Source organism: Acinetobacter sp. SFD (genome assembly GCF_001647575.1).
Lineage (GTDB): Bacteria > Pseudomonadota > Gammaproteobacteria > Pseudomonadales > Moraxellaceae > Acinetobacter > Acinetobacter pecorum.
Genome location: NZ_LSZJ01000003.1, coordinates 35,762 through 50,027, shown reverse-complemented (window position 1 = coordinate 50,027; position 14,266 = coordinate 35,762). Strand labels below are relative to the sequence as shown.

Annotated in this window: 13 protein-coding genes; 5 read left to right on the top strand and 8 right to left on the bottom strand. The window is 43.0% G+C overall.

All coding sequences use genetic code 11. The features are described 5' to 3' along the window. Positions 1-667: 667 nt before the first annotated feature. Both AY605_RS04535 and tyrS read right to left on the bottom strand, forming a co-directional pair. Complete coding sequence (locus AY605_RS04535; RefSeq protein ID WP_225215812.1) at positions 668-937, bottom strand: hypothetical protein; 270 nt, start codon at positions 935-937, stop codon at positions 668-670. Positions 938-1,422: 485 nt separating this feature from the next. Beyond that, positions 1,423-2,637 carry a tyrosine--tRNA ligase gene (gene tyrS, locus AY605_RS04530; protein WP_044112806.1) on the bottom strand — a complete coding sequence of 405 codons (1,215 nt, stop codon included), beginning with the start codon at positions 2,635-2,637 and terminating at the stop codon, positions 1,423-1,425. A gap of 80 nt (positions 2,638-2,717) precedes the next feature. Here tyrS and AY605_RS04525 point away from each other — a divergent pair, with 80 nt between their 5' ends. Then, complete coding sequence (locus tag AY605_RS04525) at positions 2,718-3,845, top strand: anhydro-N-acetylmuramic acid kinase (RefSeq protein WP_005094877.1); 1,128 nt, start codon at positions 2,718-2,720, stop codon at positions 3,843-3,845. 103 nt (positions 3,846-3,948) lie between these two features. On the opposite strand, the gene AY605_RS04520 is transcribed toward AY605_RS04525, so the two are convergent. The 4 genes from AY605_RS04520 to AY605_RS04505 all read right to left on the bottom strand — a co-directional run bounded on the left by AY605_RS04520 (position 3,949) and on the right by AY605_RS04505 (position 8,136). Beyond that, on the bottom strand, positions 3,949-5,241 hold the full coding sequence (locus AY605_RS04520; protein ID WP_064095277.1) for a lytic murein transglycosylase: 1,293 nt from the start codon (positions 5,239-5,241) through the stop codon (positions 3,949-3,951). A gap of 705 nt (positions 5,242-5,946) precedes the next feature. Further along, a complete protein-coding gene (locus tag AY605_RS04515) occupies positions 5,947-7,068 on the bottom strand; it encodes a 5-(carboxyamino)imidazole ribonucleotide synthase (protein WP_064095276.1) in 1,122 nt (373 codons plus the stop codon). A gap of 15 nt (positions 7,069-7,083) precedes the next feature. Further along, positions 7,084-7,596 (bottom strand): 5-(carboxyamino)imidazole ribonucleotide mutase, encoded by a 513-nt coding sequence (gene purE / locus AY605_RS04510; RefSeq protein WP_064095275.1) that lies wholly within the window; start codon positions 7,594-7,596, stop codon positions 7,084-7,086. Positions 7,597-7,794: 198 nt separating this feature from the next. Then, on the bottom strand, positions 7,795-8,136 hold the full coding sequence (locus tag AY605_RS04505) for a DMT family protein (RefSeq protein ID WP_064095281.1): 342 nt from the start codon (positions 8,134-8,136) through the stop codon (positions 7,795-7,797). 243 nt (positions 8,137-8,379) lie between these two features. Between AY605_RS04505 and mpl the strand changes: the two genes are divergently transcribed. Together mpl and AY605_RS04495 are read left to right on the top strand one after the other, a co-directional pair. Continuing rightward, positions 8,380-9,744 (top strand): UDP-N-acetylmuramate:L-alanyl-gamma-D-glutamyl-meso-diaminopimelate ligase, encoded by a 1,365-nt coding sequence (gene mpl, locus AY605_RS04500; protein ID WP_064095274.1) that lies wholly within the window; start codon positions 8,380-8,382, stop codon positions 9,742-9,744. 357 nt (positions 9,745-10,101) lie between these two features. Beyond that, entirely contained in the window at positions 10,102-11,184 is a 1,083-nt protein-coding gene (locus AY605_RS04495) for a zinc-dependent alcohol dehydrogenase family protein (protein ID WP_064095273.1), read from the top strand. Positions 11,185-11,253: 69 nt separating this feature from the next. On the opposite strand, the gene AY605_RS04490 is transcribed toward AY605_RS04495, so the two are convergent. Beyond that, positions 11,254-11,715, bottom strand: a complete 462-nt coding sequence (locus AY605_RS04490; protein WP_064095272.1) for a BLUF domain-containing protein — start codon at positions 11,713-11,715, stop codon at positions 11,254-11,256. A gap of 196 nt (positions 11,716-11,911) precedes the next feature. On the opposite strand from AY605_RS04490, the gene AY605_RS04485 reads away from it, so the two are divergent. Continuing rightward, positions 11,912-12,259: a hypothetical protein gene (locus AY605_RS04485; RefSeq protein WP_064095271.1), complete on the top strand. Its 348-nt coding sequence runs from the start codon at positions 11,912-11,914 to the stop codon at positions 12,257-12,259. Here AY605_RS04485 and AY605_RS04480 read toward each other — a convergent pair. After that, on the bottom strand, positions 12,252-12,542 hold the full coding sequence (locus tag AY605_RS04480) for a GNAT family N-acetyltransferase (RefSeq protein WP_064095270.1): 291 nt from the start codon (positions 12,540-12,542) through the stop codon (positions 12,252-12,254). The two genes, AY605_RS04485 and AY605_RS04480, sit on opposite strands and share 8 nt — an antisense overlap. 301 nt (positions 12,543-12,843) lie before the next feature. On the opposite strand from AY605_RS04480, the gene AY605_RS04475 reads away from it, so the two are divergent. Then, positions 12,844-14,037, top strand: coding sequence for a sugar transporter (locus AY605_RS04475; protein WP_064095269.1), 1,194 nt, complete (start codon positions 12,844-12,846; stop codon positions 14,035-14,037). Positions 14,038-14,266: the final 229 nt, after the last annotated feature.

Genomic DNA, 14,266 nt, shown 5'->3' with positions numbered 1-14,266 from the left:
GTAATTTCTACCATCAATCAATGAAAATAATTTCGATCAATCAACCAGTAAAAATCCACACAAGTTGTTCTTCATAATCTCTTAATGATCTTTCTAACACCTCGTCAGTGCCAGAAGCTGGACTTCGATATACTTAACAACTCAGCAATCTGCTTCGTTCGTTTCCGTCTATCTCGTCGGTATGGGTGCATTCTAGAGGATTTCAGAATCATTGCAACCCCCAATTCACTATATTTTTCACGCATGTATCTTTTTTCTACAAAATTCATTAAAAAATCGTTTTTTTATCTAAATTTTGAGCATTTTTCTGCATTAAAAGCTGTACTCAGTGCAATTTTCTTTAATACCGCCAATCTCATTAAGACCTCATAGCTATCAAAAATGTATAAATTTCAAAAAAATGCCTAAACTTCAATCAGACGTTAAGTTTCCCACACTCTATATCCAGAACTTTCTAAAATTTCCTTATATCTATTTATATCTTTTTCTGTTTTGTAACTGGCTTATTAGACAAATAGGGGTAGAAAGCCAAATTTACTACTTTTTCTATGATCTTTTTTACTAGTAAATTTTTAAAAGCACAAATACCGGCCTGATCCTTCCTTGTTCCAGATCAGATCTAAAATTTCATTAAAGATATTTAAAGATAAAAAGGGATTAAAGTAGATTAATTCGTCTTTGATGAACTACGATCTTTTATCCAATGCTGCATCACTTCCTGAATAACCTCTTTTTTACCGTTATAGTCTTCAGCAGCGAATAATAATTTAGCCCGATGTGGTAATCGTTCTTTGACTAAGGAAAAAAGCAGATAATGTGAGGCAAGATCTAATTGCTGGAATAAAGCACAAGCATAGTGAAAAGACTTTCGCTTTTGTTCAGAAACGTCATATTCAAATAAAAAACGTAAAATGAAATCAATATCTTCATCAAACATCTGTTCAGTCTGGTAGTGATACACCTTATTTACCTTTCTTTTTTATAAATGAAATGAGGTTTAAAAAAGGATGAAGCTAATTTTGACTTTATTTCATTTGTTGAATACCGAAAATCGCGCTTAGACCACAGCAATAAAAAAGGAAGAGATCTCTCCCAAAATCTCTCCCTTAGAATTGAATCTTTACCCGATCCACGATGTCATTATTATAGTTATTCACTTTAAAGCTTAAAAAGAGTCTCTTTGGAAGGAGACCTTATAAATTGTGGATTTACCTTATTATTACTACCCTCTAGATGTCTAAACAAATTCTCTAGATGAATAAATCCTATACATAATATTCCCGAAAAGCAAGCAATTTGGAAAAAATTACCTATTGTTTTCATAGGGTTTTTTTTGAAGTTACTTATTCGATTTATGAATATAGGACATCAATAAAAAAGCAGGCCGAAGCCTGCTTTTATTTCAATAACTTAGCTCTAAATTTAGTCAACAAAAGTCACTTTAGCGATGGATTTTTTACTCGCTTGAATAATCAAAGTCACGTTCTCTTTCACAGAAAAAGAGGCATCAACTGGCTTCCAGTCCACTTTTACCGCACCACGACCAAGTGCATCTTTGGCTTGTGCTGCATTTTTAGTTAAGCCTGCTTCACGTAAAATTGAAGTAATAAAGATTTCGCCACCGAATTCAGCACGTGAAATGGTCACTTCAGGCGTACCTTCAGGCAATTCACCTTCAGTAATGATATTACCTGCACCTTTATGTGCATTGGCAGCTGCTTCAGCACCATGGAAACGCTCGACCAGCTCTAACGCGAGAATCTTTTTGACTTCTTGCGGATTACGGCCTTCTGCCACTTCTTTTAATAGTTGCTGAATTTCTTCAATTGACTTGAAACTTAACAGGTCAAAATAACGCTCGATCAGAGAATCCGGCATTGAAAGCACTTTTTGGTACATCGCACCTGGTGCATCAAATACACCAATATAGTTACCTAAAGACTTGGACATCTTGTTGACGCCATCCAGACCTTCAAGAATTGGTACAGTAATACAGACTTGTGGTTCCTGATCATAACGACCTTGAAGCGTACGACCCATCAACAGGTTAAAGGTCTGGTCTGTACCACCCAGCTCTACATCTGCTTCCAGTGCGATCGAGTCATAACCCTGAACCAATGGATACAAGAATTCATGAATCGCGATTGGCTGATGATTGTTATAGCGCTTGGTAAAGTCATCACGCTCAAGCATACGTGCAACCGTTTGCTGAGATGCCAGTTGAATCAGATCAGCTGCAGTTTTTTGAGCAAACCATTCCGAGTTGAACACCACTTTGGTTTTGTTTGGATCAAGAATCTTAAATACTTGTTCTTGATAAGTTTTAGCATTTTCTAAAACTTGTTCACGTGACAACGGTGGACGTGTAGCACTTTTTCCGGTTGGGTCACCGATCATCGCAGTATAGTCACCGATCAGGAAGTACACCTCATGACCCAAGTCCTGAAATACTTTTAACTTATTAATGAGAACCGTATGACCCAGGTGTAAGTCAGGCGCAGTCGGGTCAAAACCCGCTTTAATTTTTAATGGGCGATTCTGTTTTAATTTCTTGAGAAGGTCTTCTTCAGAAATAATTTCGTGGGTGCCTCGTTGAATGAGGGCAAGTTGTTCTTCAGCCGGCAGGAAATTTGACATCACAAAATCCAATACATCAGTTACTCAATTTGTGCGATATACTAACACTTTTTCAGCATATTGCAGGCTTAAGAATAACCATGACAGCGATCTATATTGGGGTAATGACCGGCACGAGCATGGATGGTGTCGATATTGTTGCTGCTTCTTTTGATCCACTCCAGCTTCATGCCACACTCACTTTGGCATTTGATCCTGACCTTCGGGATGAGCTGATGGCACTGACCTTGCCAGATGACAATGAAATTGACCGCATGGGTAAGGCCGATGTTGCGCTAGCACAAATGATTGGTCATGGTATTAATGCGCTGATTGAAAAAAATAACCTGGATAAATCTAGAATTAAGGCGATTGGCTCGCATGGCCAGACTATCCGGCATCGTCCTGAACATGGCTTCACCCTGCAAATTGGTGACCCGAACATCATTACTGAAATTACCCAGATTCCGGTGATTTCAGATTTTCGTCGTCGTGATCTGGCGGCAGGTGGTCAGGGAGCACCTTTAGTTCCGGCATTTCATCAGGATATTTTCCAGCATGACAGCATTCACCGGGTCATTTTAAATCTGGGCGGTATTGCCAATGTCAGCCTGCTGCCTGCCGGCAAGCCTGAAGAGGTGTATGGTTTTGATACCGGACCGGCCAATATCTTGATGGATGCATGGTGTTCCCGTTATACCGGCCAGCCTTTTGATGAAAATGGCAATTGGGCAGCCTATGGCACCCCGATTCGCAGCTTGCTGGATCGCTTGCAGTCACACGAATTCTTCTCCAAAGAACCTCCGAAAAGTACCGGTCGTGAAGATTTCAACCTGGAATGGCTGGATGAACAGATTGCTGACTGGCGCAATGACCTGCAATACGATGAACTGGAAGACACTCCAGAAAATGTACAGGCGACTTTATTAAAGCTCACCACTCGTGCCATTAAAAAAGCCATTTACCGCTCCGGCATGGATACCGGACAGGTTTTTGTTTGCGGTGGTGGTGCCTACAACTCACATTTACTGGAGCAGTTGCGCTGGCGCCTGCGCAAACATGAATGGAGCGTACAGACTACCGCCGATCTAGGCCTCAGTCCGACCTGGGTAGAAGCTACTGCCTTTGCCTGGCTGGCCATGCGTTTTATGAATCAGCTAAATGGCAACCTGCCTGCAGTCACTGGTGCCGCTGGCTATCGCGTTCTCGGCACCATTACTGCTGTTTAAATTCAGCGAATTACTATTATCTTGCATGACTATATAGCTACTCAAAAACAGTCATCAAAAAAGGTTTGCAAAAATGCAGACCTTTTTCAGTTTTCAATATTCTTTATTGCATCATGCGTTTGGCATTTTCATTTCTAAAGGCCCGCAAAATTTGCTGACCGGCACGACCTGTAGGACTTAAGCCCAAACGCTGCTGTTCCTGACGAATCGCCTGACGGGTTTTATCTCCAATCAGGCCATCCACCGCACCAATGTCATAACCTCGATTCAATAAAAATTGCTGGATCTCACGACGTTCTGCACGAGAAGTTCCCGGATCATCAGTAGGCCATGTGGCCATAAACGAGCCTTTACCTTGCAGGCGATCGGATAAATGTGCAATCGCCAAGGCATAACTTTCTGCCGCGTTATAGCTATAAATGGCATCAAAGTTTTTAAAGACCAGGAACACCGGGCCATTCGGCCCCGCAGGCGCAAGTAATCCAGCTTGAGAGGATTGTGATAAATTTCCTTGAATTAAAGGCGAACCGTCGGCACGCACCACCCCCTGATTAAGCCAGTTACTCAAGGATTTTTTATTACGACGGCCTTCACCAGAAACCGACATGCCTTGCGGAATCTTGACTTCAAAACCCCAAGGCTGGCCGCTCTGCCAGCCTCGCTTGCTTAAAAAATTTGCCGTCGACGCCAGCGCATCAGGAATGCTTGAAACCAGATCACGTCGGCCATCACCATCAAAATCAACTGCAAGTTCATCATAAGTCGATGGCATAAACTGGGTATGACCAAATGCGCCTGCCCATGAGCCACGCAGCTGCTCTTCACGCACATCACCACGCTGCAGCAGTTTCATGGTGGTAAAGAACTCACCACGGAAATAACTTTGACGACGACCTTCACAGCTCAAGGTACCCAAAGCCTGCAATAAAGGGTAACGACCCGAAATATCACCGAAATTACTTTCTACTCCCCATACCGCCACGATGGTTTCTGCAGGCACCCCATAAACGGCACTAATACGGTTTAACACTTCACGATGCTGCTGCAGTTTTTGCCGGCCCAGTTGGACACGCTCTTCATCAACCAAACCTGACAAATAATCCCAGATCGGTGTTGAAAACTCAGGCTGATAGTTCAGGCGCTCGATCACAGAATAATCGGGTGTTAAATTTTGGGTATAGCGATCATAAGTTGACCCACTTACTCCTTGGGCAACTGCCTGACTGCGTAAATTGGCAAGACAGTTCTGAAAATTATTTTGGGATGCATAATTTGGACTACTTGAACTAGCAGGCAAATTAGTCGGTGTGACACGCTGGCCATTAATAATAAGTTCTGCCTGTGCCTGAGTGACAGCCAAAACCACAGAACCAACAAAAAGTGCAAGCCGTTGCATAAGACCCCTGAATATTTAGATTTCGAATTATGTTTTTACCTTAGCAGCTCATGATGAAAATTAAAGCGCCAATACGTAAATTTAAATTCATAATTTCTACACTTTTGAATTCATTTTGTAGTTTTAAATTTAAATATTTATCCACAGGTTGTTTTTTAAATTCAAAATGTGCGCGGTTTTGAATTTAAAGTTATAACTTGAGTCCAATTTTATGAATTTAAAAATTAATTGTGGATAACTTAAGTTGATAATAGAGTGCTTTAAACCGTCAGAGCTTCTGGCTGACACGATGCTGGTTTTAAATTCATTAAAATGACGAGCCAGTTTTAAATTCAGAAACTTTGAATTTATTTATTGGATTTTAAATTTGAATTCATACTTTTAAATTTAAAAGTACAGATTTGAATTCAAAGTTGTTTTAAATTTGAATTTATTTTTATGAATTTAAATTCAAACCCATATCCTAGTTTTAAATTCAAATATTGATTCAGGCTTATCCATAATTGAATAGTACACAATCCCGCGCAAAATCGGCTTGAATGAGATGATGATATTTATAATCAATTGACCGGTTTATAATCAATTCATCCACAAAATGATCCGACCAATGGCAGGTATTTTTGAAGAGGCGCAATCATGCCTGAAAGCAGGCAAATAAAAAAGCGATCACAGTAGTGATCGCTTTTTTTATCAGCAGGTTACAACTTAGATGGTCATATCTTCGCTCAATGCCAATGGATTCGGTAAAATTTTCGCCAGTTGACGGCAAAGTATAGACAATTGCGTACTGTCATTTGGCATCAGGGTAATATGACCAATCTTGCGGCCTTCGCGCTCTGACTTGTTGTAAAGATGCAAATGCGCACCTTCTAATGCCAGTACATCTCCAGACTTTGGATACTGCCCAATGATGTTCACCAAGACAGTTGGACGGATCACTTCAGTTGAACCTAAAGGTAAACCTGCCACTGCACGTACATGATTCTCAAACTGTGAACATACGGCGCCTTCAATCGACCAGTGCCCCGAGTTATGCACGCGTGGCGCCATCTCGTTGGCATATAAGCCTTTGTCTGTCACAAACAGCTCAAGGGTCAGCACACCAACATAGTTCAGATGATTCAGCAGGCGAGTGATGTAGTCCTGCGCCACAGGCTGCAAATCTGCACTGTGTGGTGCAGGCACAATCGAATGCGACAGGATCCCGTTATGATGATGGTTTTCTGCCAAAGGCCAGGTTTTGACATCGCCATTCTGGCCACGTACTGCAATGATTGAGACTTCACGTGAGAAAGTTACAAAACTTTCAGCAATCAGTTCACCCGCAGGACCCAATTCTGCCCAGGCCTGATCCATCTGGTCTGCCGAACGTAAAACGAATTGGCCTTTGCCATCATAACCGCCACGCGAGGTTTTCAGTACGATCGGCAAGCCCAGTTCAACTACAGCTGTTTTTAAACTTTCCAGTGAAGTGACCGCTTTATACGGTGCAACCGGAATAGCCAGTTCATCAAACAAGGCTTTTTCAGACAGACGATGCTGTGCAATCGCCAAAGCCTGACGTGGCGGATGCAGTTGCTTGCTTTGCGTCAGTACGTCAACATCTGCAAGGGGCGTGTTTTCAAACTCTAGGCTAAATACATCTGCACTGTTAATAAAGTCTTGCAGACCATTTTCAGCTTTGCTCGAAATCACTGGACCTAATGCAGCAGAAGGGCAGTCTGTGCTGGCTTCAAAAAATGTACATTGAATATTTAATGGAAGTGCCGCTTGCGCCATCATACGACCCAGCTGACCGCCACCAAAAATACCGATGGTTTTATCCATAATCTGTATCTCGACTTAAACCTGGCCTGGAATATTGTTGCTTGCCACTTTATCTGTTTGCGCCGTACGGAAATCTGCAACATTTTTTGCGATCTCTGGACGGGTCAAACCCAGAATTTGCGCCGCCATAATGGCAGCATTCGTGGCACCGGCAGGACCAATCGCCAAGGTACCGACTGCAATACCGGCTGGCATTTGCACAATAGACAGCAATGAATCAACACCGTTTAAAATCGAAGATTTCACCGGTACGCCCAGTACTGGCAAATCAGTTTTCGCTGCACACATCCCCGGTAAATGCGCTGCACCGCCTGCACCGGCAATAATCACCTGAATACCACGATCACGCGCTTGCTCGGCATATTCAAACAGGCGGTCTGGGGTACGATGTGCAGAAACGACTTCGGCTTCAAATGGGACACCAAGCTGTTTAAGCATATTGGCAGTGTGTTCGAGAGTTGCCCAATCTGATTGAGAACCCATGATAATACCTACGAGAGGAGTATCTTGTGCAGCAGCCGCATTCATTGCAAATTTTCCAGAGATTAAAGTAAGAAAAGATAAATCTCGACGAGAGAGCCAAGCTTGAATAGGAGTACTCATTATAGACTGAAAATTCAGCTTCATAAAATTTAACGGTCAAAGCAAGACTCGATTTTTCTTATTTTTTTATTGAATTCTTAAAAACTGGAATAAAAATAGGGGAGTAGTCGTAGTTACTGCCATTTAGGAACTGCGGAATACAAAATAGATACATCCGCACAGACACAAAGCGGCCCAGAGATAATCCAGTCTAAGCGGCTGTTTAAACATGAAAATCATGAAAGGTACAAACACCAGTAAGGTCACCACTTCCTGGGTAATTTTCATTTGACCGACAGCCAGTCCTTGCTGTGCCAGTAATTTGGTCGCCGGAATCATCAGGCTATATTCAAACAGGGCAATGATCCAGCTGAATAAAATTGCCTGCCAGAGGGGTGCATCATGCGGCAAAAACTTTAAATGTCCGTACCAGGCCAGTGTCATAAAACAGTTGGCAATCACCAGAAGAAATAGAGCCTGGAGCATCTGCATGCACTCTGCAAAAAGGTTTAACTTATTTTACCGTTTATTTGGTGAAAAGATATTGCACTGCTTGTAACTTTTCTTTGAGTTTATCCTTGAAACTGGATTAAAAAAATCCCGCAATCCGCTCTGAGTTTTGACTATCTTTTCGTGTAAAGCCTTGCTATCGTTGCTTGCAAATTGAATAAATCATGCCAGTAGCACCAATCTAAGGTGACAGGGTCAGACAGGAACGGAGTGAAGTAGATGCATCTGCATATTTTGGGTATTTGTGGCACCTTTATGGGCTCGTTAGCGCTACTTGCACGCGATCTGGGCCATCAGGTAACAGGTTCTGACCTGAATGTATACCCGCCGATGTCGACCCAACTTGAAAATGCAGGCATTACTTTAATGCAGGGCTATGATCGTAGTCATTTGCAGCCTCATCCGGATCTGGTGATTGTCGGTAATGCCATGAAGCGCGGCATTGATGCTGTGGAATATATGCTGAATGAAGGTCTGCCTTATATTTCGGGTCCGCAGTTCCTGGCCGATCATGTGCTGCAGGGCAAACATGTTTTAGGTGTTGCCGGAACACATGGCAAAACGACGACGACCACCATGCTGGCCTGGGTCCTGGATCAAGCCGGTCTGGAGCCGGGTTTCCTGATTGGTGGTGTACCCCTTGGCTTTTCGGAAAGCGCACGTCTGGGCGGTGGCAAATACTTCTGTGTCGAAGCGGATGAATATGACTCTGCTTTCTTCGACAAGCGTTCCAAGTTCGTACATTACCATCCTAAAACTGCAATTTTAAATAACCTGGAATTTGACCATGCCGATATCTTCGATGATCTGGCAGCAATTCAAAAACAGTTCCATCATTTAGTCCGTACCATTCCCAGCGAAGGCCGGATTATCGCACCAATTACTGAAAGTAATATTGATGAAGTCTTGGAACAAGGCTGCTGGACACCGGTGGTGCGTACCAGTCTGGATGCCAATGAAAAAGCTGAGCTGTATGCTGAGCAGTTATCGGAAGATGGTTCCCATTTCAAAGTGCTGCAGCACGGTGTGGTCAAAGGCGAAGTGCTGTGGAATATGACCGGGCAACATTCAGTTGCCAATGCACTTGCGACAATCGCAGCCGCTGAACATGTCGGGGTATCCATTGCAACAGCCTGTGAAGCGCTATCGAATTTTGGCGGGGTAAAACGCCGTATGGAGCTGCTAGGTACAGTCCGTGGTATCGAGGTGTATGATGATTTTGCCCATCATCCGACGGCGATTGACACGACCCTGGAAGGCGCGCGCAAACGTCTGGGTGAACGCAAACTCTGGGCGATTATCGAACCGCGCTCCAATACCATGCGTATGGGCAGCCATAAAGATGGCCTGGCCCATTCTGCTCGTCTGGCTGATGAAGTGATCTGGTATCAACCTGAAGGGCTGGACTGGGATCTGCAACCGGTCATTGATGCTGCACCCAACAAAGCCAAAGTTGCACGCACACTGGATGACATCATTCAGACTGTGGTCGCTGAAGCAGGCGAGGGGGATGCCGTAGTGATTATGTCAAATGGTGGTTTTGGCGGTTTGCATCAGAAGCTAATGACTGTTTTACAAGCATAAATTAATCTCGATCTAGTAAAAAAGCCCGCTAAGCGGGCTTTTTTTGACAGTTTAAAATATTCATTGAGCAAAAGTGTATACCTGTGCTGATCTTGAAATACCATGACTTGGATATTGATCCAAACTGCGGATTCCTACCTAAATCCCTCTAATGATTTTTTGTTGCAATCTATACATAAGACTCATTGTAGCCCCATAACACGCAAGGCATAATCGGGAAGAATACAGGTATTTATAGACCTGAAAGCTAGATCATGAATCAGCCCATTGCTGCCACTCTAATAAAAGCGATCAAGGCATTCACCATTCTGGCTAAGCCAGGTCATTCTCACTCCTCACTCCCTTAGGAGATGTGTCATGACAAGTATGAAAGCAATGGTCTATTACGGCGAAAATGATATCCGCTTTGAAGACCGCCCTGTTCCCACCCTTTTGCATCCTGGCGATGCCATCATCAAACTAGAAAAAGTCACGATTTGTGGTACCGATCTCGGGATATGGAAAGGTAAAAACCCGGAAATTGAGCAGGAAGCCGTACGAAAAGAAGGTAGTTTTAATGGCCGGATTCTGGGCCATGAAGGCATTGGCATAGTGGAAGAAGTCGGTGCGGCAGTCAAGAACTTCAAAAAGGGTGACCGGGTCATTATCTCCTGTGTCAGCCGCTGTGGAACCTGTGAAAACTGCCAGAAACAGCTGTATGCCCATTGTCGCAATGACGGCGGCTGGATCATGGGTTATATGATTGACGGCACTCATGCCGAATATGTGCGTACTCCCTTTGCCGACACTTCACTTTATCATTTACCTGAAGGCCTGGATCAAGACGTGGCCGTGTTTCTCTCAGATATTTTGCCTACTTCCCATGAAATTGGGGTGCAATATGGCGATGTCAAACCAGGTGACAATGTCGCTGTGGTCGGCGCAGGGCCAATTGGCATGAGTTGCCTGTTGACTGCACAATTCTACTCACCTGCCAATATTATTATGGTAGATACAGATGATAACCGGCTGGAATTTTCCAAAACTATAGGGGCGACTCATACCGTCAACTCCGCCAAGGAAGATGCCATCCAGAAAATTTTAGAGATTACTGATGGGCGCGGTGTGGACTGTGCCATTGAAGCAGTAGGGATAGAACCTACCTGGAATATTTGTCAACATATCGTCAAAGAGGGTGGACATGTTGCCAACGTCGGCGTGCACGGCAAACCTGTCAGCTTTGAACTGAACAAACTCTGGATTAAAAACCTGACGATTACTACAGGTCTAGTCAATGCCAATACAACCGGTATGCTGCTCAAAACCTGCTGTTCCGGCAAACTGCCACTGGAAAAACTGGCAACCCATCATTTTAAATTTGCCGATTTTGAAAAAGCCTATGATGTATTTAAACATGCAGCTGATGAAAAGGCATTAAAAGTCATGATTGACATGAACTGATGCCTGTCAGATAAAAAAGTCCGCTATGCGGACTTTTTTATTTTCTACTTTTATCTACAGATCAATAGATCAGAAATAGGGGACATACCCGCGTTGCTTATAACCTTTTGGTGATGCCAGACTGGCCTGATTTTCCTCCAGGCGATACAGCACTTTTAAAAATTCAGAAATTCCTGACTGCTGTAAAGCATGCGGTTCAAACTGCTTGAAACCTAAACGTGAAAATAAAGAAGAAATTTCACTATGTTTATGCACATATTTCATTGACCATTCCGAGAAATGGGATTGCTCTACGATCGCATCTTCAAAACGCAGGACATTGTGATGGCGGGCATCTCGAGAAATGCGCTGAAATAAGCTTTCCACTATTTCAGCCTGACCTTCCAGACATTGGAAAAACTTGCCATGGGAATAATATAAAACGCCATGAATCTGATGCTGTTGATTAAAATTCCGGGCAGTCGCCAAAATATCGCTCAACTCTTGTTCAGATTCTATCCGTTCACTGGCATAGCAAAGTTGTAGCATCATGCGTCTTACTCAGAGGAGGAATTAAAACTACAGTTTAATCAATTATTTTACCTCAAGTCGACTATTTTTTAAGCAAATATCCGTTTTTGCTTACAAGCATTTCTGTTTGCATTTTAGATTTGAACTTTTAACAATAGCTCTAAATTATTAAACGAATATTTTCATACACCTATCATAAACATAAGGACACAGCCTGATGTTAAAAGATTTGATCTTAACCCTTGGCTTACTATGTGGGTGTTTTGCCCTGATGATCACTTTAAATAATCTGACCTTCAGTACTCAAACCAATCTGCTCATCAGTTCGATTTTTATCAGCTGGGCCATTTTGCAATTTGTCGGTCATCACATTTATTTCCATGCCAGTTATCTGCTGATTATGGCAATTTTGTTGATGCTGCAACAATTTGAAGAAATTTTCTGGGCCATGACCGGTATGATGGCAGGCTTTGGTATATATACCCTGTTACAGGGTGTAGTTCTGCCTGTCTTAAAAGAAAAACTAGGCCGATCTTTTGAAAAATCCCCCTGGATAGTCAAATAGCCGTTGCTGCGACATCGGCCAGACTAGAATCACGTTTAAACATGACATCCACATAGGAACATTGCGGAACAATTTTCAACTGTTTCTGGCGGGCAAAATCCACCAGTACGTCCAGCATTTTGCGTGCAATCCCCTGACCGCGTAAGGAATTGTCTACCCAGGTATGATCGGCCACAATGGTTGACGCATCATGCCACTGGTAGGTAATTTCGGCCAGACGTCGGCCATTCTCTTCCATAAAAAATACACCGCCGCGTTTTGAATCCTGATGTTGAATATCCATACTGAAAGCTGATCCTGTATAAAATTGCTGGTTCCTTCAATTTAAAACATCTTGCTGAATTAACAATATGAATTATTGTTAAGTTTTTAATAGGTAATGAAATTTTTTATTTCACTCCCTTATTCATTTTAAATTTTCCTGCCCTCTATCAGGTTTTATTGCTGTCTTAATTGCAGGGATAATCTCGCTTAAATCATCACAGTTTTTTCTACATTTTTTTCTTTCTAGAATTTTAATTTTTATCTACTTCCTGATTAAGAGACAGGATTAGAATACTGCATCTTTTTACAGGCAATCCCTTATGTCTGATTCAGCTTCTGCTTCTTCTGTCACCCAGCAATGGATTGGGGTAATTGCCTTAGCCTGTGCAGCTTTTATTTTTAATACGACTGAATTTATTCCTGTGGCCTTACTGAGCGGAATCGGCCATAGCTTTGCCATGTCTGCGACCCAGGTCGGCATCATGCTCACTATTTATGCCTGGGTCGTGGCATTACTCTCACTTCCGATCATGCTACTCACCAAAACCGTAGAACGGCGTTTTTTGCTGATGCTGGTCTTTGCAGTATTTATTTTGAGTCATGTCCTGTCTTATTTTGCCTGGAGTTTTAGTGTACTACTAGTTAGCCGGGTCGGGATTGCCATCGCACATGCCTTATTCTGGTCGATTACTGCCTCACTCGCGGTTCGGGTGGCACCTAAAGGCAAAGAATTTCAGGCACTGGGCTTGCTGGCCACAGGAACAGCCATGGCTATGGTACTGGGCATTCCGTTTGGCCGGATGATTGGTGAAGCATATGGCTGGCGTAACAGTTTTGCCCTGATTGCCTGTGCAGCGCTTATCATTTGTCTGATTCTGGCTAAAGCCTTGCCACTTCTGCCCAGTGTAAATTCAGGCTCCTTGAGCAGCCTAAAAGTCCTGATTCGACGTCCAAGCCTGATGCTGGTCTTTGCTTTGACCATTCTGATGATTACAGCGCAATTTACCGCCTATAGTTATATTGAGCCGTTTTCCCTGAATATCGCCGGATTTACTTCTGAACAGACTACGACCTTACTGCTGGTCTATGGCGGAGCGGGTTTTCTGGGTTCATATCTGTTTGGCCGCTTTACTGCACAATTCCCGAAAATGACAATTCCTGCTTTTAGCTTGGGTATGGCCATTTCAATGTTACTGCTCTTGCCACTCTCTGCTACGGTCACAGGACTGTCTGGATTAACCTTGCTGTGGGGCTTGAGTATTATTGGCTTTAGTCTGGCCTTACAATCCAAAACCCTGAATCTTGCGGCAGATGCTACCGATGTCGCCATGGCCATTTATTCAGGACTATATAATGTCGGTATAGGTGCGGGTGCCTTACTTGGCGGTATCATCACCAAAAAGATCGGTTTAGACAGCATAGGCTGGGTAGGGGCAGGGCTGGCAATGCTTGGATTTCTACTCAGTATCTATCTGGTCAAACGTCCAGATTTTCTGTCCAAAGCTGCTGATTAAACGCTGCTTTTTTGTAAAATAGATTGTGATTTCCAGTCAGATCTGTCATGCTCCCTCCATATTGAGCAATCGCTCAAACAGAATTGAGTTTGAACAAGGGGAGTAGCCTCCTCCAAACGTTTAAGAATGAAATTTCAGTTTTTGAACGTGTCAGAATATCGTCATTACACTTTGCAAAAAGTCGGTATCTGAGCATCTTTAGGTCACACTTGATATAAAAAAGTGAAAC

What these genes read in the sequence shown, in the direction of transcription:
- AY605_RS04520 (WP_064095277.1), bottom strand. Translation starts at nt 5,241, where the DNA reads ATGCAACGGCTTGCACTTTTTGTTGGTTCTGTGGTTTTGGCTGTCACT.
- AY605_RS04535 (WP_225215812.1), bottom strand. Translation starts at nt 937, where the DNA reads ATGTTTGATGAAGATATTGATTTCATTTTACGTTTTTTATTTGAATAT.
- AY605_RS04515 (WP_064095276.1), bottom strand. Translation starts at nt 7,068, where the DNA reads ATGGATAAAACCATCGGTATTTTTGGTGGCGGTCAGCTGGGTCGTATG.
- mpl (WP_064095274.1), top strand. Translation starts at nt 8,380, where the DNA reads ATGCATCTGCATATTTTGGGTATTTGTGGCACCTTTATGGGCTCGTTA.
- AY605_RS04525 (WP_005094877.1), top strand. Translation starts at nt 2,718, where the DNA reads ATGACAGCGATCTATATTGGGGTAATGACCGGCACGAGCATGGATGGT.
- AY605_RS04495 (WP_064095273.1), top strand. Translation starts at nt 10,102, where the DNA reads ATGACAAGTATGAAAGCAATGGTCTATTACGGCGAAAATGATATCCGC.
- AY605_RS04475 (WP_064095269.1), top strand. Translation starts at nt 12,844, where the DNA reads ATGTCTGATTCAGCTTCTGCTTCTTCTGTCACCCAGCAATGGATTGGG.
- AY605_RS04505 (WP_064095281.1), bottom strand. Translation starts at nt 8,136, where the DNA reads ATGCTCCAGGCTCTATTTCTTCTGGTGATTGCCAACTGTTTTATGACA.
- AY605_RS04490 (WP_064095272.1), bottom strand. Translation starts at nt 11,715, where the DNA reads ATGATGCTACAACTTTGCTATGCCAGTGAACGGATAGAATCTGAACAA.
- AY605_RS04485 (WP_064095271.1), top strand. Translation starts at nt 11,912, where the DNA reads ATGTTAAAAGATTTGATCTTAACCCTTGGCTTACTATGTGGGTGTTTT.
- tyrS (WP_044112806.1), bottom strand. Translation starts at nt 2,637, where the DNA reads ATGTCAAATTTCCTGCCGGCTGAAGAACAACTTGCCCTCATTCAACGA.
- AY605_RS04480 (WP_064095270.1), bottom strand. Translation starts at nt 12,542, where the DNA reads ATGGATATTCAACATCAGGATTCAAAACGCGGCGGTGTATTTTTTATG.
- purE (WP_064095275.1), bottom strand. Translation starts at nt 7,596, where the DNA reads ATGAATGCGGCTGCTGCACAAGATACTCCTCTCGTAGGTATTATCATG.